We start from the raw sequence: 23,519 nt of genomic DNA on the forward strand, positions 1-23,519 counted from the left end.
TCCTTGCTGTTCTGCGTGCGATTCAGACTATGCGCGGTTGAGCCAGAGCGTCATCAGGGCAATCAGGCCGATGATCATCGCGAAGGCGTAGTGATAGACGAAACCGGTCTGGAAGAGGCGGCTGATGGAGGACACCCAGCCGACCAGTCGGGCCGAGCCATTGACGATCAGGCCATCGATCAGACCGACGTCGCCGCCGCGCCACAGGGCCTTGCCCAGCACGCGGGCGCCACCGGCGAAGACGAATTCGTTGATCTTGTCGAAGTAGTACTTGTTCTCGAGCAGCGTGTTGATGCCGGCGAAACGACGCTGGATCGCCGCCGGAATGTCCGGACGCTTCATGTAGAAGAACCACGACAGGGCGACACCGCCGAAGGCCAGGTAGAAGGCCGGGGTGACGAAGGCGTGCATGCCCATCGCGGCCGCGCCATGGAAGTGGCTGAGGAAGGTGGCCAGCGCCGGGTGGGCAGCCTGATCGACGTAGATCACATCCTTGAAGTAGTCACCGGCGAGCATCGGACCAACCGCGATGTAACCGACGATCACCGACGGAATCGCCAGCAGCACCAGCGGCAGCGTCACCACCCAGGGCGTTTCGTGCGGCTTCTGGCCGGGTGCCAGGCCGTGGTGATGATCGTCGCCGTGGTCGTCATGACCGTGACCATGGTCGTCCTTGCCGAAGCGCTCCTCACCGTGGAAGACCAGGAAGTACATGCGGAAGGAGTAGAAGGCGGTGACGAAGACACCAGCCAGCACGGCGAAGTAGGCAAAGCCGGCGCCCGGAATGTCGGAGAACTTGACCGCTTCGATGATCGAGTCCTTGGAGTAGAAACCGGACAGGAAAGGCGTGCCGATCAGGGCCAGCGAACCGATCAACGAGGTGATCCAGGTGATCGGCATGTACTTGCGCAGGCCGCCCATGTTGCGGATGTCCTGGTCGTGGTGCATGCCGATGATCACCGAGCCGGCGGCAAGGAACAGCAGCGCCTTGAAGAAGGCGTGGGTCATCAGGTGGAAGATCGCCACCGAGTAGGCCGAAGCCCCCAGGGCGACGGTCATGTAGCCGAGTTGCGACAGCGTCGAGTAGGCGACGACGCGCTTGATGTCGTTCTGGATGATGCCGAGGAAGCCCATGAACAGCGCGGTGATGGCGCCGATGACGATGACGAAGGACAGCGCCGTGGTCGACAGTTCGAACAGCGGCGAGGTCCGGGCCACCATGAAGATACCGGCGGTCACCATGGTTGCGGCGTGGATCAGTGCCGAGATCGGGGTCGGGCCTTCCATCGAGTCAGGCAGCCAGACGTGCAGCGGCACTTGCGCCGACTTGCCCATGGCGCCGATGAACAGGCAGATGCAGGTGACGGTCATCAGCGACCATTCCTGATCGCCCCAGATGTTGATCGTGGCGCTGGCGAATTCCGGTGCCTTGGCAAACACCGTGGCGTAGTCAAGCGTACCGAAGTGCGCCAGGACCAGGCCGATGCCGAGGATGAAGCCGAAGTCGCCGACACGGTTGACCAGGAAGGCCTTCATGTTGGCGAAGATCGCCGTCGGCCGGGTGTACCAGAAACCGATCAGCAGGTAGGAGACCAGGCCGACCGCTTCCCAGCCGAAGAAGAGCTGCATGAAGTTGTTGGCCATCACCAGCATCAGCATCGAGAAGGTGAACAGCGAGATGTAGCTGAAGAAACGGTTGTAGCCCGGGTCTTCCTTCATGTAGCCGATGGTGTAGATATGCACCATCAGCGACACCGAGGTGACGACCAGCATCATCGTCGCAGTCAGCGTGTCGATCAGGAAACCGACTTCAAAGGTGTAGGTGCCGGAGGTCAGCCAGGTATAGACCGTACCGTTGAAGGTGTTGCCGGCCATCACGTCCATGAAGATCACCACCGAGGCGGCGAAGGCAATGCCAACACCGGCGATGGTCGCGGTATGGGCGACCCAGCGCGGGATGATGCGGCAGAACAGGCCGGCGATGATGGCACCGACCAGCGGCGCCAGCGGTACGAGCAAGTAGAGCGATTTCATGTCCATGTTTAACCCTTCAGGCTGCCCAGGTCATCCACATGGATGCTCTTGAGGTTGCGGAACAGCACGATCAGGATGGCCAGGCCGATGGCGGCCTCGGCCGCCGCGACGGCAAGGATGAAGAAGACGAAGACCTGCCCGGAGAGATCGCCAAGGAAATGCGAAAACGCCACGAAGTTCATGTTGACCGCCAGCAGCATCAGTTCGATGGCCATCAGCAGCACGATCAGGTTCTTCCGGTTGAGGAAGATGCCGACCACGGCGATGGCGAACAGGATCGCGCCGAGGATCAGGAAGTGCGAAAGGGAAAGTGTCAGCATGGTCGCCCCGGTCAGTCCTTTTCAACAGGCATCTGGAGCACGCGCACGCGGTCCTTGGCCTTGACGAACACCTGCGTGTTCGGATTCGAGATCTTCGATGCCTTGCGGCCGCGGAAGGTCAGCACCACGGCAGCGATCATGCCGACCAGCAGGATCACGGCGGCGAGTTCGAAGGGGAAGACGTAGTCGGTCACCAGCAGCGCACCGATTTCCTTGGTGTTGGACACCCCGGCCGGAACCACGACTTCCGAGATCGGTACCTGGAAGTACTTGCTGCCGAGCACCAGACCCATTTCCAGCACCATGACCAGACCGAGCACGGCACCGAGCGGCAGGTAGCGCCAGAAGCCTTCGCGGATGCGGTCGATGTTGATGTCGAGCATCATCACGACGAACAGGAAGAGCACCATCACCGCGCCGACATAGACGACGATCAGCGCGATGGCGAGGAACTCGGCCTGCAGCATCAGCCAGAGACCGCCGGTGGTGAAGAAGGCGAGCATCAGGTGCAAGGCGGCATAGACCGGGTTGCGCGCGGTGATCACACGCAGCGCGGCAAACACCAGGATCGCCGAGAGGAAGAAAAAGACAGCGGTTTGAAAATCCATTACAGGCACCTGTCAGCGGTAGGGCGCATCGAGTGCGCGGTCTTCGGCGATCTGCTGTTCGTAGCGATCACCGTTGGCCAGCAGCATCTGCTTGGTGTAGTAGAGATCACCGCGCTTCTCGCCGTGATATTCGAAAATGCGCGTCTCGACGATGGCATCGACCGGGCAGGCTTCCTCGCAGAAACCGCAGAAGATGCACTTGGTCAGATCGATGTCGTAGCGCGTCGTCCGGCGCGAACCGTCGTCACGCGGCTCGGCCTCGATGGTGATGGCCATGGCCGGGCAGATCGCCTCGCACAACTTGCAGGCAATGCAGCGTTCCTCGCCGTTCTCGTAGCGGCGCAGCGCGTGCAGGCCGCGGAAACGGAAGGACTGCGGCGTCTTTTCTTCCGGATACTGGACGGTGATCTTGCGGGCGAAGAAATACTTGCCCGTCACCGACATGCCTTTCAGCAGCTCCTTGAGGAAGAGGCTGTTGAAGACTTCCTTCATCGAACCCATTCTTCTCTCCTCAATTCCAGATGTTCAGCGGGCTGATCATCCACGCGCCGACGATGATGACCCAGAAGAAACACAGCGGCAGGAAGACCTTCCAGCCAAGGCGCATCAACAGGTCGTAGCGATAACGCGGGAAGGTGGCGCGGAACCACAGGAACAGGAAGAGCACGAAGGACATCTTCGCGAACATCCACCAGATTCCATCCGGCAGGAAACCGACCGGCGACAGCCAGCCACCCAGGAACAGCAGGGAAGTGAGCGCCGCCACCAGGATCATGTTGGCGTACTCGGCGAGGAAGAACAGCGCGAAGGCCATGCCCGAGTATTCAACGTGGAAGCCGGCGACGATTTCCGATTCGCCTTCGGCGATGTCGAACGGTGCGCGGTTCAGTTCGGCGGTGCCGGAGATCAGGTACACCAGGAACATCGGCAGCAACGGCAGCCAGTTCCACGACAGGAAGCCCAGCCCCATGTCGGCGAACATGCCCTTGTTCTGACCATCGACGATATCGACGAAGTTCAGCGTACCGGCAATCATCAGCACGGTGATCAGGGCGAAGCCCATGGCGATTTCATACGACACCATCTGCGCTGCCGAACGCATCGCGCCGAGGAAGGCGTACTTGGAGTTCGACGCCCAGCCGGACAGGATCACGCCATAGACGCCCATCGAGGTGATCGCCAGGATGTAGAGCAGGCTGGCGTCGATATTGGCGAGAACCAGCGTGTCGGTGAAGGGGATCACCGCCCAGGCGGCCAGCGCCGGCGCGATGGCCAGCATCGGGGCGATGACAAAGACTGCCTTGCTCGAACCGCTGGGAACGATGATTTCCTTGAGCAGCAGCTTCAGACCGTCGGCGATCGGCTGGATCAGACCCCAGGGACCGACCCGGTTGGGGCCGATACGTACCTGCATGAAGCCGATGACCTTGCGCTCGAAGTAAGTCAGGTAGGCGACGCCCAGCATCAGCGGGGCGACGATCAGGACGATCTTGATCAGGGTCCACACGGCCGGCCAGGCGCCGCCGAAGATCCCTTGTCCGAAATTCATCAGTGCGTCCATTTATGCACGCTCCACGGTGATGTCGCCGAACATTTCGCCCAGCATCGCAGTCGTCGGATGCGCCGCAGCAACGCGGACGCAGCCGGCCGGCACCTGGTCGTCGAGACGGGCGACCAGCACGGTTTCGCCGTTGCCCTGGCGAACCCGCACCGAAGCGCCGGACTCGACACCGATCGCGGCCAGCGTTGCCGCAGCGGCGCGCAGCGTCGGGGCGACGCCATCGGCCGTCTGCAGCAATGCCGGCGCACGGCGGGCCAGCGGATCGGCAAAGTGAATGGGCACGTCGGCGATGCGTTGCAGACCGCTTGTCGCCGCAGCAGCTGGCAGGGCGATGGCAACGCCGTTAAGGCCGTTATCGAGACCGGCAGCGAATTCGGCACCGGCGCCGAGCACTTCGTCGCGGACCTGCTCGCTGCTGGTGTAAGCAAAGCCATCGAGATTGAGGACGTTGCCGAGCACGCGCAGCACCTTCCAGCCCGGACGGGTTTCGCCGCGCGGTTTGACGACACCGTTGAACGACTGGATGCGGCCTTCGATATTGACGAAGGTGCCCGAGGTTTCGGTGAAGGGTGCCACCGGCAGGATCGCGTCGGCGTATTCAAGCGCCGCCGGCGACTTGAACGGCGACATGACGACGACCATGGCCGCCTGCTTCAGCGCGGCCATGACCGGCTGCGGATTGGCGCAATCGAGTTCCGGTTCGACACCGTAGAGCACGTAGCCGCGACGCGGCTGCTCGAACATCTGGCGGGCGTTGGCCTGATTCGGCAGCGCCCAGGCCAGGTGGGCGCCGACCGTGTTGCCGCTCTCGCCGAGGAAACCGACAGTAGCCCCGGTGATGGCGCCAAGCTGGTTGGCCAGCGCGTGCAGTTGGGTGGCGTCGGCACACTGGGTGGCGACGTTGCCGAGGAAGATCGCGCGCTTCTCGCCTTCAAGCAGGCTGGCGGCAATCTTGCGGCTTTCGTCGCAGACGGCGGCGTTTTCCAGGCCGGCCGGCACGGCCACGCCCTTGGCCTCGGCGGCGGCGCGAACCACTGCGGCCAGCGCCAGCGCCAGTTGCGACGGCGCCACGGTGAGGCTGCCGTAGAGTTTGATCAGTTGATCGTCGCCGGCCACCGACAGCAGGCTGACCTTGGTCCACTTCTTGGCGGCCTGACGCAGGCGCTGTGCGATCAGCGGATGATCCTTGCGCAGGAAGGAACCGACTACCAGCGCGGCGTCGAGATCCTTGATCTCGGCCAGGCGCATGCCCAGCCAGGGCGCACCGGCGCGCTTGAAGTCAGTGCCGAAGTCGGACTGGCGGGCGCGGAAATCGATATTGCCGCTGCCCATGCCCTTCATCAGCTTGCCCAGCAGGAACAGTTCCTCGACCGTGGCATGCTGTGCAGCCAGCGCGGCGACGGCGTCACCGCCGTGATCGCGGACGATGTCCTTGAGGCCGTGAGCGACGTAGTCGAGGGCGACATTCCATTCGACCTCACGCCACTCGCCACCCTGCTTGACCATCGGTTTGGTCAGGCGGGCATCGGAATTCAGTGCCTGGTAGGAGAAGCGTTCCTTGTCGGAAATCCAGCACTCGTTGACCGCTTCGTTCTCGCGCGGCAGAACGCGCATCACGTTGTCGTGCTTGACCTGGACGACCAGGTTGGCGCCGACCGAATCGTGCGGGCTGACCGACTTGCGCCGTTGCAGTTCCCACGAGCGGGCGGTGTAGCGGAACGGCTTCGAGGTCAGCGCGCCAACCGGGCACAGGTCGATCATGTTGCCGGACAGTTCGGAATCGACCGAACGACCGACGAAGGTCATGATCTCGGAGTGCATGTTGCGGTTGGCCATGCCCAGTTCCATGATGCCGGCGACTTCCTGGCCGAAACGGACGCAGCGCGTACAGTGAATGCAACGGCTCATTTCCTGCATCGAGATCAACGGGCCGACCTCCTTGTGGAAGACGACGTGCTTTTCCTCGGTGTAGCGGCTCTGCATCGGGCCGTAACCGACCGACATGTCCTGCAGCTGACATTCACCGCCCTGATCGCAGATCGGGCAGTCGAGCGGGTGGTTGATCAGCAGGAATTCCATCACCCCCTTCTGTGCCTTGACGGCCAGATCGGAGTGGGTGAATACCTTCATCCCGTTGGTCACCGGCGTCGCGCACGCGGGCAGCGGCTTCGGCGCCTTTTCCACCTGGACCAGGCACATCCGGCAGTTGGCCGCGATGGACAATTTCTTGTGGTAGCAGAAGTGCGGGATATAGACACCCAACTGCTGCGCGGCATCCATCACCGTGCTGCCGTCGGGCACTTGCGCTTTCTTGCCGTCGATTTCGATTTCTAGCATGTCGCTACCTTGTAGCCAGTTCTTTCGTAACTAACGCGTAAGCCGTCAGGCCGGGATCTTGTGGAAGCCGCTGCCGGCCCACTGGACATCCTTCGGGACCAGACAGGTCTTGTGCTCGATGTGGTACTCGAATTCGCTGCCAAAATGCTTGAGGAAACTCTGCACCGGGAAGGCCGCTGCGTCGCCGAGCGCGCAGATGGTCCGGCCGGCGATGTTGCCGAGCACGCTGTTGAGCAGGTCGAGGTCTTCCGGCTTGCCCTGCCCGTTCTCGATGCGATGCACGACCTTGTACATCCAGGCCGTACCTTCACGGCAGGGCGTGCATTGGCCACAGGATTCCTCGTGGTAGAAGAAGGACAGACGCTCCAGCGCCTTGACCATGCACACCGTCTCGTCCATGACGATGACCGCGCCGGAACCGAGCATCGACCCGCCCTTGCTGATCGAGTCGTAATCCATGGTGCAGTCCATGATCACGTCGGCCGGCATGACCGGGGCCGACGAACCGCCGGGGATAACCGCTTTCAGCTTGCGCCCGCCGCGCATGCCGCCGCACATTTCGAGCAGGGTCGAGAACGGCGTGCCGAGCGGGATTTCGTAGTTGCCCGGGCGATTGACGTGGCCGGACACCGAGAACAGCTTGGTGCCGCCGTTGTTCGGCTTGCCCAGGTTGAGGAATTCCTCGCCGCCCATCTTCAGGATGAAGGGGATGGAGGCGAAGGTCTCGGTGTTGTTGATCGTCGTCGGCCGGCCGTACAGACCGAAGGACGCCGGGAACGGCGGCTTGAAGCGCGGCTGGCCCTTTTTGCCCTCGATCGATTCAAGCAGCGCGGTTTCCTCGCCGCAGATGTAGGCGCCGTAACCATGATGGGCAAACAGTTCGAAGCTGAACTGGGTGCCGAGGATGTTCTGGCCGAGCAGACCGGCAGCACGGGCTTCGTCGAGCGCTTCCTCGAAGCGCTTGTAGATTTCCCAGATTTCGCCGTGCACGTAGTTGTAGCCACGATTGGCGCCCATCGCGAAACCGGCGATGATCATGCCCTCGATGACCGCATGCGGGTTGTAGCGCATGATGTCGCGGTCCTTGAAGGTCCCCGGTTCGCCTTCGTCGGTATTGCAGACGACGTACTTGTCGCCAGGGAAGGAACGCGGCATGAACGACCACTTCAGACCGGTCGGAAAACCGGCGCCGCCACGGCCGCGCAGGACCGATTTCTTGACTTCGCCGATGACGTCTTCCTGGGTCATGCCGGTCTGCAGGATCCGCTTCAACTGCTCGTAGCCGCCACGGGCGACGTAATCCTTCAGGCGCCAACTGTCATCACCATTCAGGCCGGCCATCAGGACCGGATTGATTGCCCCCAACATGGCCATTATTTGCACTCCTCAAGGAGCTTGTCGATCTGTTCCGGATGCATGTGGCTGCACATCGAGCGGTTATTGACGATGAACACCGGCGCGTCGCCGCAGGCGCCCATGCACTCGCCTTCCTTGAGCGTGAACTTGCCGTCGGCAGTGGTCTCGCCGTAACCGACGCCGAGCTTCTGCTGCAGGTACTCGCCGGCGTGATAACCGCCGGACAGCGCGCACGGCAGGTTGGTACACACCGTGATCTTGTACTTGCCGACCGGCTTCAGGTCGTACATGTTGTAGAAGGAAGCAACCTCGTAGGCAGCGATCGGCGGCATGCCGAGATAATCGGCAACGGCTTCGATGGCCTCGGGCGGCAGCCAGCCCTTTTCTTCCTGGGCGTGGGCCAGACAGGCCATGACGGCCGACTGCTTCTGCTCGGCGGGGTACTTGGCGACCTCGCGGGCGAATTTCTGTAGGGTGTCAGCGGAAAACATCAGCGGTCAATCTCGCCAAAAACAACATCCTGGGAACCGATGATCGTCACGACGTCGGCCAGCATGTGGCCCTTCGCCATTTCGTCCATCGCCGCCAGATGCGCAAAGCCCGGCGCGCGGATCTTCATCCGGTAGGGCTTGTTGGCACCGTCGGAAACGAAATAGATGCCGAACTCGCCCTTCGGATGTTCGATCGCGGCATAGGCCTCGCCCGGCGGCACGTGGATGCCTTCGGTGAACAGCTTGAAGTGGTGGATCAGCTCTTCCATGTTCGACTTCATCGCCTCGCGGTTCGGCGGTGCCACCTTGTGATTGTCGGTGATCACCGGACCCGGGTTGGCGCGCAACCAGGCGATGCACTGCTTGATGATGCGGTTCGACTGGAGCATTTCCTCCATGCGCACCAGGTAGCGGTCATAGCTGTCGCCATTGACGCCGACCGGCACGTCGAAGTCGACCTTGTCGTAGGCCGCGTAGGGCTGCTTCTTGCGCAGGTCCCAGGCAATCCCGGAACCGCGCAGCATGGCGCCGGTGAAGCCGAGTTGCATGGCCCGTTCCGGGCTGACCACGCCGACATGGACCAGACGCTGTTTCCAGATCCGGTTGTCGGTCAGCAGCGTGTGGTACTCGGCATGGTATTTCGGGAAGCGGTCGGTGAAATCCTCGAGGAAGTCGAGCAGCGAACCACTGCGATTGTCGTTGAGTTCCTTGGCCTTCTTGGCGCTGGTCCAGGTGGACTCGCGGTACTGCGGCATGCGGTCCGGCAGGTCGCGATAGACGCCGCCCGGACGGTAGTAGGCCGCGTGCAGACGCGCACCGCAGACCGCCTCGTAGGCATCCATCAGGTCTTCGCGTTCGCGGAAGGTGTACAGCGCCATGGTCATCGCGCCGACGTCGAGGGCGTGACAGCCGATCCACAACAGGTGGTTGAGAATGCGCGTGACTTCGTCGAACATCGTGCGGATGTACTTGCCGCGCTCCGGCACTTCGAGCTGCAGCAGCTTCTCGACGCCGAGGCAGTAGGCGTGCTCGTTGCACATCGTCGAGACATAGTCGAGACGATCCATGTAGGGCACGGACTGGACCCAGGTCCGGGTCTCGGCCAGCTTTTCGGTGGCGCGGTGGAGCAGGCCGATGTGCGGATCGGCACGCTGGACGACTTCGCCGTCCATTTCCAGCACCAGACGCAGCACGCCGTGCGCGGCCGGGTGTTGCGGACCGAAGTTGAGGGTGTAGTTGCGGATATCAGCCATGTGCCGGATCCCCGTAGGTGTCTTCGCGGACGATGCGCGGCGTGTTCTCGCGCGGTTCGATGGTAACGGGCTGGTAGATCACGCGACCCTGATCCGGGTCATAGCGCATCTCGACATGGCCCGAAATCGGGAAATCCTTGCGGAAGGGATGACCGATGAAACCGTAGTCGGTCAGGATGCGGCGCAGATCTTCGTGACCGACGTAGGCGATGCCGTAGAGGTCGAAGGACTCGCGCTCGAACCAGTTGGCACTGGTCCACAGCGAGGTCACCGAATCGACCGCCGGGAAATCGTCGTTGTCGGCGAAGACGCGGACGCGCAGGCGGACGTTGTGGGCAATCGACAGCAGATGCACGGTCGTCGCAAAACGCTTGCCGGTCCAGGCGCCATCGCCCCAGGTCGAGTAATCGACGCCGCAGAGGTCGATCAATTCCTCGAAGGAAAGGCCGGCGTCGTCGCGCAGCGTCTGCATGAAGGCAAAATAATCGTTGGCGGCGACTTCCACGGTCAGCTCACCGAGGGCGAGCTTGGTCGACAGCAGCTTGTCTCCGAAACGATCCTGCAATTTCTGGCTAAGCGTTTCCAGCTTGGCGGACATAGGGATCAGCCTCGAAAGTTAGCGGGCAATGGTATTGGTGCGGCGGATCTTGTTCTGCAGCTGGATCAGCCCGTAAAGCAGGGCTTCAGCCGTCGGCGGACAGCCCGGCACATAGATGTCGACCGGGACGATGCGGTCGCAGCCGCGCACCACCGAGTAGGAATAGTGATAGTAGCCACCGCCATTGGCACAGGAGCCCATGGAAATGACCCAGCGCGGCTCGGCCATCTGGTCATAGACCTTGCGCAGCGCCGGCGCCATCTTGTTGGTCAGCGTGCCGGCGACGATCATCACATCGGACTGGCGCGGACTCGGCCGGAAGACGATGCCGAAGCGGTCCAGGTCATAGCGGGAACAGCCGGCGTGGATCATCTCCACGGCGCAGCAGGCCAGGCCAAAGGTCATCGGCCACATCGAGCCGGTGCGCATGTAGTTGATGAGCTTGTCAGCCGTGGTGGTGACAAAACCCTCTTGCAGAATACCTTCGATTGCCATTTGGCGCCCTCATTCCCACTCAAGCGCACCCTTGGCCCAGGCGTAGATATCGCCCAGTGCCAGAATGCCCATGAAGATCAACATTTCGACGAAGCCGAAAACCTTCAGCGAATCGATTGCCACCATGTCCGAGAAAACGACCGCCCACGGTACAAGGAAGGCGATTTCGAGGTCGAACAGGATGAACAGGATCGCAACCAGGTAGTAGCGCACGTCGAATTTCATGCGCGCGTCTTCGAAGGCCTCGAAGCCGCATTCATAGGGCGAGAGCTTTTCGGGATCCGGGCGACGCGGAGCGAGCACAAAGCCCATCGCCATCGGCAAGACACCGACCGCGACCCCCACGAGCACGAACATCAGGATTGGAAAGTAGGCTTCCATGATCCGCCGCCAAGTTGTAAGTTTTTATTCGGGACGACCGGATTGCAACGGCCAGCCCACTTTATATTTGGTGCCGACGGCGAGACTCGAACTCGCACAGCTTGCGCCACTACCCCCTCAAGATAGCGTGTCTACCAATTTCACCACGTCGGCACGTGTATTTTTCAACCCACCCGACGAGGACTCGTGCCGGGCGAATTTCCTTGCGTTACCTTGAAATTACTTCGGTACTTCCTGCGCCTTCGAACCCGCACCAGCAGGCGCTCCAGCGGCCTCAGCAGCAGCCGGGACCGCCGTCGAAACAGGCTGCGATTGTACAGCCTCTTGCATCAGACTACCAGCCGTTTTTGGCTTGTCGGAGGCAATGTAGGCCAGCGAAAGACTGGTCAGGAAGAACACCGTCGCCAGCACCGCAGTGGTACGACTGAGGAAGTTCGCCGACCCCGAAGCGCCGAACAGGCTGCCCGAGGAACCGCTACCGAAAGCCGCCCCCATGTCGGCGCCCTTGCCGTGCTGCATCAGCACCAGGCCGATGATCGCCAAGGCGACCAGGATATGGACCGTCAAAACCACAGAAAACAACCAGTTCATTTTTATGCCTATCAGTTTGCGGCGCGACAAATCGCCAAGAAATCTTCTGCCACCAAGGAAGCCCCACCGATCAGACCACCATCGATGTCCTGCTGCCCAAACAACTCCTGCGCGTTTTGCGGCTTGACACTGCCGCCGTAGAGGATGCGCACCTCCGCTGCCACTGCCGCATCGTGCGCCGCCAGACAGGCCCGGATATGGGCATGCACCGCTTGCGCCTGCGCCGGCGTCGCCGTCAGCCCCGTACCGATGGCCCACACCGGCTCGTAAGCCAGCACACCCCCCGACAGCGCGGCAACGCCAACACGATCCAGGACCGCCTGCAACTGCCGCGAGACAACCGCTTCCGTCTGCCCGGCCTCACGCTCAGCCAGGGTTTCGCCGAGACACAGCACCGGCACCAGACCGACGGCAAGTGCCGCAGCCAGCTTGGCCGCAACCACGGCATCGGACTCGCCGAACAGGCTGCGTCGCTCGGAATGACCAACCAGCACATAACGGCAGCCGAATTCCCGCAGCATTTCCGCCCCGACTTCACCAGTGAAGGCACCTGCCGGATGTTCGCTCAGCGTCTGCGCCCCCAGCCCGACCGGACTGGCCGAGAGCATGGCCTGCGCCTGCGCCAGATAGGGAAACGGCGGACAGGCCACGACTTCGCAGGTGACATCGCCCAGACCGGCGAGAATATCCGCCAGCAATCCGCCATTGGCGGAAAGGCTGCCGTTCATCTTCCAGTTTCCAGCGACTAGCTTGCGGCGCATGGCTCGGTGATTCCGATGGCTAAAACCTGAGGATTATATCGATTGGCCACCCGGCCGGTCAATGCTCACCCCTCGCCAGCCGCCACCCTGACCGCCGCCGCAATCTCTTCGGCAGCGGCAACAACCGCCTGCGCATCCTCGCCTTCGACCATCACCCGTAGCAGCGGCTCGGTCCCCGAAGGACGCAGCAGGACACGGCCACGACCGTCAAGACGCCGCTCGACGAGATCGCGGGCTGCCGCGATGGCCGGGCTGGCTTGCCAGTCGAAGCCGCGAACGACCGGGACGTTGATCAGTTTCTGCGGATAAAGCGGCAAGGCACCAAGCAGGGTCTTGAGGTCGCCGCCCGACTCGCGCAAGGCGGCCAGCACCTGCAGGCCGGCGATGATGCCGTCGCCGGTCGAATGACGGTCCAGAGCCAGGATGTGTCCGGAATTTTCGCCGCCGAACAGCCAGCCGTTGCGATGCAGCGCCTCGACCACATAGCGATCGCCGACTGCCGCCCGCACGAAGGGAATATTCATCCCGGCCAGCGCCCGCTCCAGCGAAAGATTGCTCATCAGCGTACCGACCACGCCATTGACCGGCCCCTTGGCGGCACGACTGCGAACGATGGCCATCAGTAACTGGTCGCCGTCGTAAAGATTGCCCTCGGCGTCGACCATCATGATGCGGTCGGCGTCACCGTCGAGCGCGATGCCGAGATCGGCGCGATTGACCAGGACCGCATCGCACAGCGCCTTCGGCGCGGTCGCCCCGACCTTCTCGTTGATGTTCAGGCCGTTCGGCTGGCCGCCGATCACCACCACCTCCGCCCCCAGTTCATGGAACACGTCCGGGGCGATGTGATAGGCGGCACCGTGCGCGCAATCGACAACGATCTTCAGTCCGCGCAGGTCGAAGTCGTTGGGAAAAGTGCTCTTGCAGAACTCGATGTAGCGACCGCGCGCATCGTCGATCCGGCGCGCCCGGCCAAGGTCTGGTGAGGGAACGCAGACGATTTCCTGGTCGATGCCGGCCTCGATGGCCTGCTCGACTTCATCGGGTAGCTTGGTGCCCTGCGCCGAGAAAAACTTGATCCCGTTATCGTAATAGGGATTGTGCGACGCCGAAATCACGATCCCGGCCTGCAGGCGCAGCGCCCGGGTCAGGTAGGCGATGGCCGGCGTCGGCATCGGTCCGACCAGGCAGACATCGACACCGGCCGCCGAAAAACCCGCCTCCAGCGCCGATTCCAGCATGTAGCCGGAAACCCGGGTGTCCTTGCCGATGAGCACGGACGGACGTTCGCCAGCGGGCATTTCGCCCTTGGCCAGCAGCACCTTGCCAGCTGAATAGCCGAGGCGCATCACGAAGTCCGGGGTAATCGGGGCCTGCCCCACCCGACCGCGCACGCCGTCGGTACCGAAATATTTTCTTGTCACCGTCACTCTCCCTATTTCAACGCCGACCAGACAGCCAGCGCATCTTTTGTTTCTGCGACATCATGAACCCGCAGGATCGCCGCCCCGCGCTCCGCCGCCAGCACGGCGGCGGTCACGCTGGCCGCCAGCCGTTCCTCAACCGGTCGGCCGGCAATCTGACCGAGCATCGACTTGCGCGACACCCCGACCAGCACCGGCAACGCCGCATCATCGCGGCGCATGGCCCGGAACAGCGCTACATTATGCTCGAGTTTCTTGCCAAAACCGAAGCCGGGATCGACGATCAGCCGCTCGCGCGCGATACCCGCCGCCAGGCAACGCGCCACGGTTGCCGCCAGCCAGTCATCAACCTCGGCAACGACGTCGGTGTAAGCCGGTGCCTGCTGCATCGTTCCGGGAACGCCCTGCATGTGCATCACGCACACCGCGCAGTCACTGCCGGCCACAGCTGACAAGGCCGCGTCACTGGCCATCCCGGCAATGTCATTGATCATGCTCGCGCCAGCTTCGAGCGCAGCACGCATGACCTCGGGCTTGTAGGTATCGACGGAAACCGGCACACCCCAGCGAGTAATCTCGCGCAACACCGGCAGCAGACGGCGCAACTCCTCGTCGACCGGAGTCGGTACGGCACCGGGACGCGACGATTCGGCGCCGATATCGAGAATATCGGCGCCAGCATCAAGCTGCGCTCGCGCATGAGCTATCGCCTGCTCGAGGTCGCCAGTCAGACCGTCGCCGGAAAATGAATCCGGCGTCAGGTTGACAATGCCCATGATCAGCGGGCGTTCACGCCCCAGCCGGTATTTGCCACAGTGGATGCTATTCATGATGAAAAAAGCCGGGAGCACGCTCCCGGCTTGTTCGATAGCTTTCGATCAGGCCGTTGCCGGCGCACTCGGCTCGGCATCCGGCTTTTCATCCGGCGGACTGGCAGGCTTGATGCCCTGCGTCGGCTTGGGCTCGCGCGGCGGCTTGCCGGCCATGATGTCGTCGATCTGGTCGGCATCGATGGTTTCCCATTCGAGCAGCGCCTTGGTCATGGCCTCGACCTTGTCGCGATTGTCTTCGAGCAATTGACGGGCAAGCGCGTATTGCTGGTCGATGATGCGACGAATCTCGGCGTCGACCTTCTGCATCGTCGCTTCAGAAACGTTCTTGTGCTGCGTCACCGAACGGCCCAGGAAGACCTCGCCCTCGTTCTCGCCATAGACCATCACGCCGAGATCGGACATGCCGTAACGGGTGACCATGTCACGCGCCATGGCCGTTGCCCGCTCGAAGTCGTTGGACGCACCGGTGGTCATCTGGTTCATGAACAGTTCCTCGGCGATCCGGCCACCGAACAGCACGGCGATCCGGCTCATCAGGTACTGACGGTCGTAGGCATAACGATCCTGCTCAGGCAACTGCATGGTCAGGCCGAGGGCGCGACCGCGCGGGATGATCGTGACCTTGTGCACCGGGTCCGACTTCGGCACCAGCTTGGCAACCACGGCGTGACCCGACTCGTGGTAGGCCGTGTTCATCTTCTCATCCTCGGTCATGACCATGCTGCGACGCTCGGCGCCCATCATGATCTTGTCCTTGGCCATTTCGAAGTCGTCCATGTCCACCAGACGCTTGTTGCGTCGCGCCGCAAACAGCGCCGCCTCATTGACCAGGTTGGCCAGGTCGGCACCGGAGAATCCCGGGGTACCACGAGCGATCACATCAGCCTTGATATCGCCGGCAATCGGCACCTTGCGCATGTGCACCTTGAGGATTTCCTCACGGCCGCGGATATCCGGCAACGGCACGACGACCTGGCGGTCGAAACGGCCCGGACGCAGCAGCGCCGGGTCAAGGATGTCCGGACGGTTGGTTGCGGCGATGACGATGATGCCCGAATGACCTTCAAAACCATCCATCTCGACCAGCAACTGGTTCAGCGTCTGTTCGCGTTCGTCGTTACCGCCACCCAGGCCAGCGCCGCGATGACGACCGACGGCGTCGATTTCGTCGATGAACAGGATGCACGGTGCGTGCTTCTTGGCGTTTTCGAACATGTCGCGGACCCGGGCCGCGCCCACGCCGACAAACATTTCAACGAAATCGGAGCCGGAGATGCTGAAGAAAGGCACCTTTGCTTCGCCGGCGATGGCCTTGGCCAGCAAGGTCTTGCCGGTACCCGGGTTGCCGACCATCAGCACGCCCTTGGGAATGCGACCGCCGAGCTTCTGGAATTTTGACGGGTCACGCAGGAAATCAACGATCTCCTGCACTTCTTCCTTCGCTTCGTCGCAACCGGCCACATCGGCGAAGGTGATGGCGTTGGTGGACTCGTCCATCATGCGCGCCTTCGACTTGCCGAAGGAGAACGCGCCGCCCTTGCCGCCGCCCTGCATCTGGCGCATGAAGAAGACCCAGACGCCGATCAGCAGCAGCATCGGGAACCAACTGACGAAAATGCTCATCAGGAAAGAGGGCTCTTCTTCCGGCTTGGCTTCGATCTTGACGTCGTATTTCAACAGATCGGAGACCAGCCAAAGATCCGGCGGCGCATAACTGGTGATACGACGGCCTTCGGTCGTCGTCGCCTTCAGCGTGCGGCCCTCCATGACCACCTTGGCGATACGCCCTTGCTTCACTTCCTCGAGGAATTGCGAATACTCGACGGCACCGGTCGCCACCTGACGGCTGTTGAACTGGTTGAACACAGTCATCAGCACCAGGCCGATCACCATCCAGATTGCGAGATTTTTGAACATGTTGTTCAAGCGTGCTCTCCTTCTGCTTCGTCGAGCGATAAAAACACCATTCTAAACAAAACCATCACCGCAATGTGCGGCCGAGCAAGTAAATCTCCGGGCTGCGGTCACGCGAAGCATCCGGTTTACGCACGGCGACGGTGCGGAAAGTCTCACGCATCGCCTTGACGAAAGCCTCGTAATCGCTGCCCTGGAAAACTTTGACCAGAAAAGCGCCATCAGGTTTCAAATGGGCCCGCGAGAACTCAAGCCCCAGTTCCGCCAAGTGCATCACCCGGGCCTGATCGACCAAGGGTACACCTGACATATTGGGGGCCATGTCGGACATTACAAGCCCTACCCGACGATCGCCGAGTTTTTCTTCGAGTTGCTGCAGGACCTCGTCCTCGCGAAAATCGCCCTGGATGAAGTGCACACCGTGGATCGGGTCCATTTCCAGCAGGTCGAGCGCGAACACCAATCCGCCGCCGCCAACCCGCTGCACCGCCACCTGCGACCAGCCGCCCGGCGTTGCGCCGAGGTCAACGACCACCTCGCCATGCCGCAGCAACTTGTCCTTGTCGTCGATCTCCATCAGCTTGAAAGCGGCTCGCGAACGCCAACCCTCCTTCTTGGCGAGCTGGACGTAGGGGTCGTTCACATGCTCGCGCATCCACGCCTTGCTGGTTCTGGTTCGTTTCATTCGGTAAAATGCCGTTTTTGAAAGGTTTTCACATGCAACAACTAAACTCTGCCCAGGTGCGCGAACTGCGCGCCCAGGCCCATGGCCTCAATCCGGTCGTCTCGATCTCCGAAAACGGCCTCACCGACGCCGTCCTCAAGGAAATCGACGTCTGCCTCAAGGCGCACGAACTGATCAAGATCCGCGTCTATGGCGACAGCCGCGAGGATCGCCTGGCCTACTACGAACGTATCTGCCAGGAACTTGCTGCGGCGCCGGTACAGCACATCGGCAAACTGCTGGTCGTCTATCGCGAAAATCCTGAAAGTTCTGCGCCGAAGAATACGGCAAAACCGCGTCCGGCGGCACCGCGCCGCACCAAGCGCAGCTTCCAGGGCTGATTCAGCGCAGGCCTCGCCCGCTCCACAACAGCAGCCACAGGCCGAGCAGGCTCTGGATCAGGTAAACGATGCTGGAGATGCCGTGCCAGGTGGCGAAGCGATCGCGGGTCACGCTTGCCATCGCCTCCTGGGCCACTGCCGCCAGCTTGAGCTGCTCCATCAGTGGCTGAATTCCGAACAACTGGGCGGCCGCCAGCACCGCCATCAGCAGAACCAGCCACAGTCCGGCGCCGCGCAAAGCACGCACGCCGTGCCGCGCCAACAGAAACACCACCAGATAAGCCGCCGCCCCCAGACCGATCCAGCCAATCAGCGCAAACAGCTTGCCGGCCACCATGCCGGCCAACTGTCGGTCACTGAGATTGGCGAACAGGACCGGCGCCACCAGATAGCCAATCACCCACAAACCACCGATCCACAGGGTGATCGCAAACAGATAGAGGGCTTCCGACAGGCGGCGCATGCTTATTCGTAGCGGATGTCGAGAATCTCGAATTCCCGGATACCGCCAGGCGCCTGCACCTGAGCGATATCGCCGGCGTACTTGCCGATCAGCGCCCGGGCCATCGGCGACGCCACCGACAGCTTGCCATTCTTGATATCGGCCTCGTCCTCACCGACGATCTGGTAAGTGAAGACTTCACCGCTGTCCTGATCCTCGATCTCCGCCGTGGCGCCAAACACGCAGCGACCGTCGGCATCAAGCAGTTTGGGATCGATGATCTGGGCGTTCGACAACTTGCCTTCGACTTCCTGGATACGCCCTTCGATGAAACCCTGGCGCTCCTTGGCGGCATCGTACTCGGCGTTTTCGGAGAGATCACCGTGGGCACGCGCTTCGGCGATCGCAGCGATCACCCAGGGGCGATCGACGGTCTTCAGCCGATGCAGCTCCTCGCGGAGTTTTTCGGCGCCAGTTACAGTCAACGGAACTTTGCTCATGTCTTTTCCCTGCAAAAGCAAAACCGCCGGCGCCCGGAAGGGACGACCCGGCGGTGGTTCTGGTTGGTCTCAGTGAAGCTGCGCGTGCAGCGCCTGAATTGGATACACCACGAGTTCGCCAAGGTTGCGGATGCCTTCGGCAGCCGCTTCGGCACCCCAGATCGTCGTATACATCGTCACCCGCGCCTGCAGGCCCGAGGTCCGGATCGAACGCGAATCGTTGATCGCGCCACGCTTTTCCTCGACGGTGTTGATGATCAGCGCAATCTCGTTGTTCTTGATCATGTCGACGATGTGCGGACGACCTTCGGTGACCTTGTTGACCGGCTGCACCGGCAGGCCGGCAGCCTCGATGGCCTGCGCCGTGCCGCGCGTGGCAACCAGCTGGAAGCCGGCCTCGTGCAGATGACGGGCGATCTCGACCGCCTTCGGCTTGTCGCTATCCTTGACCGACAGGAAGACCTTGCCCGACGACGGCAGCTTGACCCCGGCAGCCAGTTGCGACTTGACGAAAGCTTCGGCGAAGCTGACACCAACGCCCATGACCTCACCGGTCGACTTCATTTCCGGGCCGAGGATGGTATCGACGCCCGGGAACTTGACGAAGGGGAAGACAGCTTCCTTGACCGAGAAGTACGGCGGCACGACTTCCCTGGTGATGCCCTGGGCCTTGAGGCTCTTGCCCGACATGCAGCGGGCGGCGATCTTGGCCAACTGCAGACCGGTCGCCTTGGACACGTAGGGCACGGTGCGCGAGGCGCGCGGATTGACTTCGAGCACGTAGACGTCGTTGTCCTTGATTGCAAACTGCACGTTCATCAGGCCGCAGACGTTGAGCGCCTTGGCCATCAGCTTGGTCTGGCGACGCAGTTCGTCCTGGACGGCTGCAGACAGCGAGTACGGCGGCAGCGAGCAAGCCGAGTCACCGGAGTGCACGCCGGCCTGTTCGATGTGTTCCATGACGCCGCCGATGATCACTTCCTCGCCATCGGACAGCGCATCGACGTCGCATTCGACAGCGTCGTTGAGGAAGCGGTCGAGCAGCACCGGCGAATCGTTGGAGACCTTGACCGCTTCGCGCATGTAGCGCTCGAGATCCTTCTGCTCATGGACGATTTCCATGGCTCGACCACCGAGCACGTAGGACGGACGAACGACCAGCGGATAGCCGATTTCCTGCGCCAGACGCAGCGCATCCTCTTCGGTGCGCGCCGTGCGGTTGGGCGGCTGCTTCAGGCCGAGGTCGTGCAGCAGCTTCTGGAAACGCTCGCGGTCTTCGGCGATGTCGATCGATTCCGGCGTCGTGCCGATGATCGGCACGCCGTTGGCTTCCAGCGCCAGCGCCAGCTTGAGCGGGGTCTGGCCACCGTACTGGACGATGACGCCGACCGGCTTCTCGATGGCGCAGATTTCGAGCACGTCTTCCAGCGTCAGCGGCTCGAAGTAGAGGCGATCCGAGGTGTCGTAGTCGGTGGAAACCGTTTCCGGGTTGCAGTTGACCATGATCGTCTCGTAACCGTCTTCGCGCATCGCCATCGCGGCATGCACGCAGCAGTAGTCGAACTCGATGCCCTGACCGATGCGGTTCGGACCACCACCGAGAACCATGATCTTCTTCTTGTCGGTCGGCTGCGCTTCGCACTCTTCGTCGTAGGTCGAGTAGAGGTAAGCGGTGCCGGTGGCGAATTCGGCGGCGCAGGTATCGACGCGCTTGTACACCGGACGCACGCCCAGTTCATGGCGGCGCTTGCGGAACTCGGATTCGCTGGTCTTCAGCAGGTAGGCCAGACGACGGTCGGCAAACCCCTTCTGCTTCAGGAAACGGACTTCGTCGGCGGTCAAGGACGCAAATTCGCGCTTTTCCACTTCCAGTTCGAGATCGACGATCTCCTTGATCTGGGTCAGGAACCACGGATCGATCTTGGTCAGGTCGAAAACGCGCTCGACCGACATGCCGATGCCGAAGGCGTCAGCGACGTACCACAGGCGATCCGGCGTCGGCCGGGCCAGTTGCTCGTCGATGGTTTCCGGATCGACCGTCTTCAGGTTGAAGCCGTCAACACCCACTTCCAGACCGCGCAGGGCCTTCTGCAGCGATTCCTGGAAAGTGCGGCCCATGGCCATGACTTCGCCGACCGACTTCATCTGCGTGGTCAGGGTATTGTCAGCCTGCGGGAATTTTTCGAAGGCAAAACGCGGCACCTTGGTGACGACGTAGTCGATCGACGGTTCGAACGACGCCGGCGTCTTGCCGCCGGTGATGTCGTTGGTCAGTTCGTCGAGCGTGTAGCCGACCGACAGCTTGGCGGCGATCTTGGCGATCGGGAAGCCGGTCGCCTTGGAGGCGAGCGCCGACGAACGCGAAACGCGCGGATTCATTTCGATGACGATGCAGCGACCATCCTTGGGATTGATCGAGAACTGCACGTTGGAACCGCCGGTATCGACGCCGATTTCGCGCAGCACGGCGATCGAGGCATTGCGCAGGAGTTGATACTCCTTGTCGGTCAGCGTCTGGGCCGGGGCAACGGTGATCGAGTCGCCGGTATGCACGCCCATCGGATCAAGGTTTTCAATCGAGCAGACGATGATGCAGTTGTCCGCCTTGTCGCGGACCACTTCCATTTCGTATTCCTTCCAGCCGAGCAGCGACTCTTCGATCAGCAGCTCGTTGGTCGGCGAGGCTTCGAGACCGCGCTTGCAGATGGTCTCGAACTCTTCCATGTTGTAGGCGATGCCGCCGCCGGTGCCGCCGAGCGTGAACGACGGGCGGATGATGGTCGGGAAGCCGATCATCGCCTGCACCTGGTAAGCCTCTTCCATGCTGTGCGCCGTGGCCGAGCGGGCGGAACCGAGACCGATCTTGGTCATCGCGTCCTTGAACTTCTGGCGGTCTTCGGCCTTGTCGATGGCGTCCTTGGAAGCACCGATCAGTTCGACGCCGAACTTGGCCAGCACGCCTTCGCGGTCGAGATCGAGCGCGCAGTTCAGCGCGGTCTGGCCGCCCATGGTCGGCAGCAGCGCGTCCGGACGTTCCTTCTCGATGATCTTGGCGACGACCTGCCAGGTGATCGGTTCGATGTAGGTGACGTCGGCCATTTCCGGGTCGGTCATGATCGTCGCCGGGTTGGAATTCACCAGGATGACCTTGTAACCCTCTTCGCGCAGGGCCTTGCAGGCCTGGGCGCCGGAGTAGTCGAATTCACAGGCCTGGCCGATGATGATCGGGCCGGCACCAATGATCAAAACACTCTTGATGTCTGTACGTTTCGGCATCGTTATCTCTCTCTGTGCCGCTTATTGCGCGTTGTTGAGCGCAGCCACGCCGCGCGTCATGGTGTCGAGGAAGCGATCGAACAGGTAGGCCACGTCGTGCGGGCCGGGGCTGGCTTCCGGGTGCCCCTGGAAGGAGAAGGCCGGCACGTCGGTGCGGGCGATCCCCTGGTTGGAACCGTCGAACAGCGAGACATGGGTGACCCGCAGATTCGCCGGCATCGACGCCGGATCGACCGCGAAACCATGGTTCTGGCTGGTGATCAGCACCTGGCCGGTATCCATGTCCTTGACCGGGTGGTTGGCGCCGTGGTGGCCGAACTTCATCTTCAGCGTCTTGGCGCCGGAGGCCAGCGCCAGCAACTGGTGGCCGAGGCAGATACCGAAGGTCGGCACGCCGGCGGCGAGGATCTCGCGAATGGCGGCGATCGCGTAATCGCAGGGTTCCGGATCGCCCGGGCCGTTGGACAGGAAGACGCCGTCCGGCTGCATCGCCAGCACGTCGGCCGCTGGCGTCTGGGCCGGGACAACCGTCAGCTTGCAGCCGCGCTCGGCGAGCATGCGCAGGATGTTGCTCTTGACGCCGAAGTCGTAGGCAACGACGTGGAAACGCGCTTCGCCACGTTGCTGGTAGCCGTCGAGCGTCCATTCGGCCTCGCTCCAGGTGTAGCGCTCGGTCGCCGAGACGACCTTGGCCAGATCCATGCCGGCCAGCCCCGGGAAGGCGCGAGCGGCAGCCAGCGCCTTGGCTTCATCGACTTCACCGGCGAGGATGCAACCTGCCTGCGCACCCTTTTCGCGCAGGATGCGGGTCAGCTTGCGCGTATCGATACCGGCGATGGCGACGATGCCGTGCTTCTTCAGGTAGGTGCCGAGGTCGTCCTGGCAGCGCCAGTTCGAGGCCAGACGCGGCAGATCCTTGACCACCAGACCGGCAGCAAAATTGGCCCGTGACTCGAAGTCCTCGGCATTGCAGCCGGTATTGCCGATATGCGGATAGGTCAGGGTGACGATCTGGCGCGAATACGACGGATCGGTCAGGATTTCCTGATAACCGGTCATCGCGGTGTTGAACACCACTTCACCGCTGGTTACGCCGTCGGCGCCGATGGATTGGCCCTTGAAAACCGTCCCGTCGGCGAGGGCGAGGATGGCGGGTGTGAATGAGGGCAGCAGCGACACGTCAGCTCTCCTGTAATTTTTCTGCTCGTTCATGTGCCAAGCGGGAAGGCTCGCGCCTCCCCGCTTGTGCTTTTTTAACCTTCCCATTCTAGCCGAAAAG

The 23,519-nt window shown here is 62.1% G+C and carries 23 protein-coding genes and 1 tRNA gene; 1 reads left to right on the forward strand and 23 read right to left on the reverse strand.

Annotated features, from left to right (window positions below; genetic code table 11):
• Positions 1-27 precede the first annotated feature (27 nt).
• From nuoL to rlmE, 19 genes are all read right to left on the reverse strand, one after another.
• A complete protein-coding gene (gene nuoL / locus AADV58_RS14280; RefSeq protein ID WP_341743491.1) occupies positions 28-2,040 on the reverse strand; it encodes an NADH-quinone oxidoreductase subunit L in 2,013 nt (670 codons plus the stop codon).
• A gap of 2 nt (positions 2,041-2,042) precedes the next feature.
• Positions 2,043-2,351 (reverse strand): NADH-quinone oxidoreductase subunit NuoK, encoded by a 309-nt coding sequence (gene nuoK, locus AADV58_RS14285; RefSeq protein WP_211226400.1) that lies wholly within the window; start codon positions 2,349-2,351, stop codon positions 2,043-2,045.
• 14 nt (positions 2,352-2,365) lie between these two features.
• Complete coding sequence (locus AADV58_RS14290) at positions 2,366-2,962, reverse strand: NADH-quinone oxidoreductase subunit J (RefSeq protein WP_028994590.1); 597 nt, start codon at positions 2,960-2,962, stop codon at positions 2,366-2,368.
• Positions 2,963-2,974: 12 nt separating this feature from the next.
• Positions 2,975-3,463 carry an NADH-quinone oxidoreductase subunit NuoI gene (gene nuoI, locus AADV58_RS14295; protein ID WP_028994589.1) on the reverse strand — a complete coding sequence of 163 codons (489 nt, stop codon included), beginning with the start codon at positions 3,461-3,463 and terminating at the stop codon, positions 2,975-2,977.
• A gap of 10 nt (positions 3,464-3,473) precedes the next feature.
• Complete coding sequence (nuoH, locus tag AADV58_RS14300; RefSeq protein ID WP_028994588.1) at positions 3,474-4,523, reverse strand: NADH-quinone oxidoreductase subunit NuoH; 1,050 nt, start codon at positions 4,521-4,523, stop codon at positions 3,474-3,476.
• Positions 4,524-6,860 (reverse strand): NADH-quinone oxidoreductase subunit NuoG, encoded by a 2,337-nt coding sequence (gene nuoG / locus AADV58_RS14305; protein WP_341743492.1) that lies wholly within the window; start codon positions 6,858-6,860, stop codon positions 4,524-4,526.
• Between the two features lie 45 nt (positions 6,861-6,905).
• Positions 6,906-8,234, reverse strand: a complete 1,329-nt coding sequence (gene nuoF, locus AADV58_RS14310; protein ID WP_341743493.1) for an NADH-quinone oxidoreductase subunit NuoF — start codon at positions 8,232-8,234, stop codon at positions 6,906-6,908.
• Entirely contained in the window at positions 8,234-8,707 is a 474-nt protein-coding gene (gene nuoE, locus AADV58_RS14315; protein WP_028994585.1) for an NADH-quinone oxidoreductase subunit NuoE, read from the reverse strand. Before nuoE ends, nuoF begins: the two co-directional genes overlap by 1 nt.
• Complete coding sequence (locus AADV58_RS14320; RefSeq protein ID WP_298399159.1) at positions 8,707-9,960, reverse strand: NADH-quinone oxidoreductase subunit D; 1,254 nt, start codon at positions 9,958-9,960, stop codon at positions 8,707-8,709. The genes nuoE and AADV58_RS14320 overlap by 1 nt, the downstream gene beginning before the upstream one ends.
• Positions 9,953-10,558 carry an NADH-quinone oxidoreductase subunit C gene (locus tag AADV58_RS14325; RefSeq protein WP_341743494.1) on the reverse strand — a complete coding sequence of 202 codons (606 nt, stop codon included), beginning with the start codon at positions 10,556-10,558 and terminating at the stop codon, positions 9,953-9,955. Before AADV58_RS14325 ends, AADV58_RS14320 begins: the two co-directional genes overlap by 8 nt.
• A gap of 18 nt (positions 10,559-10,576) precedes the next feature.
• Positions 10,577-11,053, reverse strand: a complete 477-nt coding sequence (locus AADV58_RS14330) for a NuoB/complex I 20 kDa subunit family protein (RefSeq protein WP_028994582.1) — start codon at positions 11,051-11,053, stop codon at positions 10,577-10,579.
• 9 nt (positions 11,054-11,062) lie between these two features.
• Positions 11,063-11,437: an NADH-quinone oxidoreductase subunit A gene (gene ndhC / locus AADV58_RS14335; RefSeq protein ID WP_366940785.1), complete on the reverse strand. Its 375-nt coding sequence runs from the start codon at positions 11,435-11,437 to the stop codon at positions 11,063-11,065.
• A 65-nt stretch (positions 11,438-11,502) separates the two neighbouring features.
• Positions 11,503-11,587, reverse strand: a tRNA-Leu gene (locus AADV58_RS14340).
• 66 nt (positions 11,588-11,653) lie between these two features.
• Positions 11,654-12,025, reverse strand: coding sequence for a preprotein translocase subunit SecG (gene secG, locus AADV58_RS14345; protein ID WP_341743495.1), 372 nt, complete (start codon positions 12,023-12,025; stop codon positions 11,654-11,656).
• An 11-nt stretch (positions 12,026-12,036) separates the two neighbouring features.
• Positions 12,037-12,786: a triose-phosphate isomerase gene (gene tpiA, locus AADV58_RS14350; RefSeq protein WP_341743496.1), complete on the reverse strand. Its 750-nt coding sequence runs from the start codon at positions 12,784-12,786 to the stop codon at positions 12,037-12,039.
• A 65-nt stretch (positions 12,787-12,851) separates the two neighbouring features.
• On the reverse strand, positions 12,852-14,210 hold the full coding sequence (glmM, locus tag AADV58_RS14355; protein ID WP_341743497.1) for a phosphoglucosamine mutase: 1,359 nt from the start codon (positions 14,208-14,210) through the stop codon (positions 12,852-12,854).
• An 11-nt stretch (positions 14,211-14,221) separates the two neighbouring features.
• Entirely contained in the window at positions 14,222-15,040 is an 819-nt protein-coding gene (folP, locus tag AADV58_RS14360) for a dihydropteroate synthase (protein WP_341743498.1), read from the reverse strand.
• A gap of 48 nt (positions 15,041-15,088) precedes the next feature.
• Positions 15,089-16,969, reverse strand: coding sequence for an ATP-dependent zinc metalloprotease FtsH (ftsH, locus tag AADV58_RS14365; protein ID WP_281984024.1), 1,881 nt, complete (start codon positions 16,967-16,969; stop codon positions 15,089-15,091).
• Positions 16,970-17,024: 55 nt separating this feature from the next.
• Complete coding sequence (gene rlmE / locus AADV58_RS14370) at positions 17,025-17,642, reverse strand: 23S rRNA (uridine(2552)-2'-O)-methyltransferase RlmE (RefSeq protein WP_028994575.1); 618 nt, start codon at positions 17,640-17,642, stop codon at positions 17,025-17,027.
• 32 nt (positions 17,643-17,674) lie between these two features.
• On the opposite strand from rlmE, the gene AADV58_RS14375 reads away from it, so the two are divergent.
• On the forward strand, positions 17,675-18,022 hold the full coding sequence (locus tag AADV58_RS14375) for a YhbY family RNA-binding protein (protein ID WP_028994574.1): 348 nt from the start codon (positions 17,675-17,677) through the stop codon (positions 18,020-18,022).
• 1 nt (position 18,023) lies between these two features.
• Here the strand turns inward: AADV58_RS14375 and AADV58_RS14380 are convergent, their stop codons facing one another.
• The 4 genes from AADV58_RS14380 to carA form a co-directional block, all read right to left on the reverse strand.
• Positions 18,024-18,485 (reverse strand): DUF4149 domain-containing protein, encoded by a 462-nt coding sequence (locus AADV58_RS14380; protein ID WP_341743499.1) that lies wholly within the window; start codon positions 18,483-18,485, stop codon positions 18,024-18,026.
• Between the two features lie 2 nt (positions 18,486-18,487).
• Entirely contained in the window at positions 18,488-18,964 is a 477-nt protein-coding gene (gene greA / locus AADV58_RS14385; protein WP_028994572.1) for a transcription elongation factor GreA, read from the reverse strand.
• Positions 18,965-19,033: 69 nt separating this feature from the next.
• Positions 19,034-22,240, reverse strand: a complete 3,207-nt coding sequence (carB, locus tag AADV58_RS14390) for a carbamoyl-phosphate synthase large subunit (RefSeq protein WP_341743500.1) — start codon at positions 22,238-22,240, stop codon at positions 19,034-19,036.
• 21 nt (positions 22,241-22,261) lie between these two features.
• On the reverse strand, positions 22,262-23,410 hold the full coding sequence (carA, locus tag AADV58_RS14395) for a glutamine-hydrolyzing carbamoyl-phosphate synthase small subunit (protein WP_341744556.1): 1,149 nt from the start codon (positions 23,408-23,410) through the stop codon (positions 22,262-22,264).
• Positions 23,411-23,519: the final 109 nt, after the last annotated feature.

The organism is Azonexus hydrophilus, from assembly GCF_038368255.1.
GTDB lineage: Bacteria > Pseudomonadota > Gammaproteobacteria > Burkholderiales > Rhodocyclaceae > Azonexus > Azonexus hydrophilus.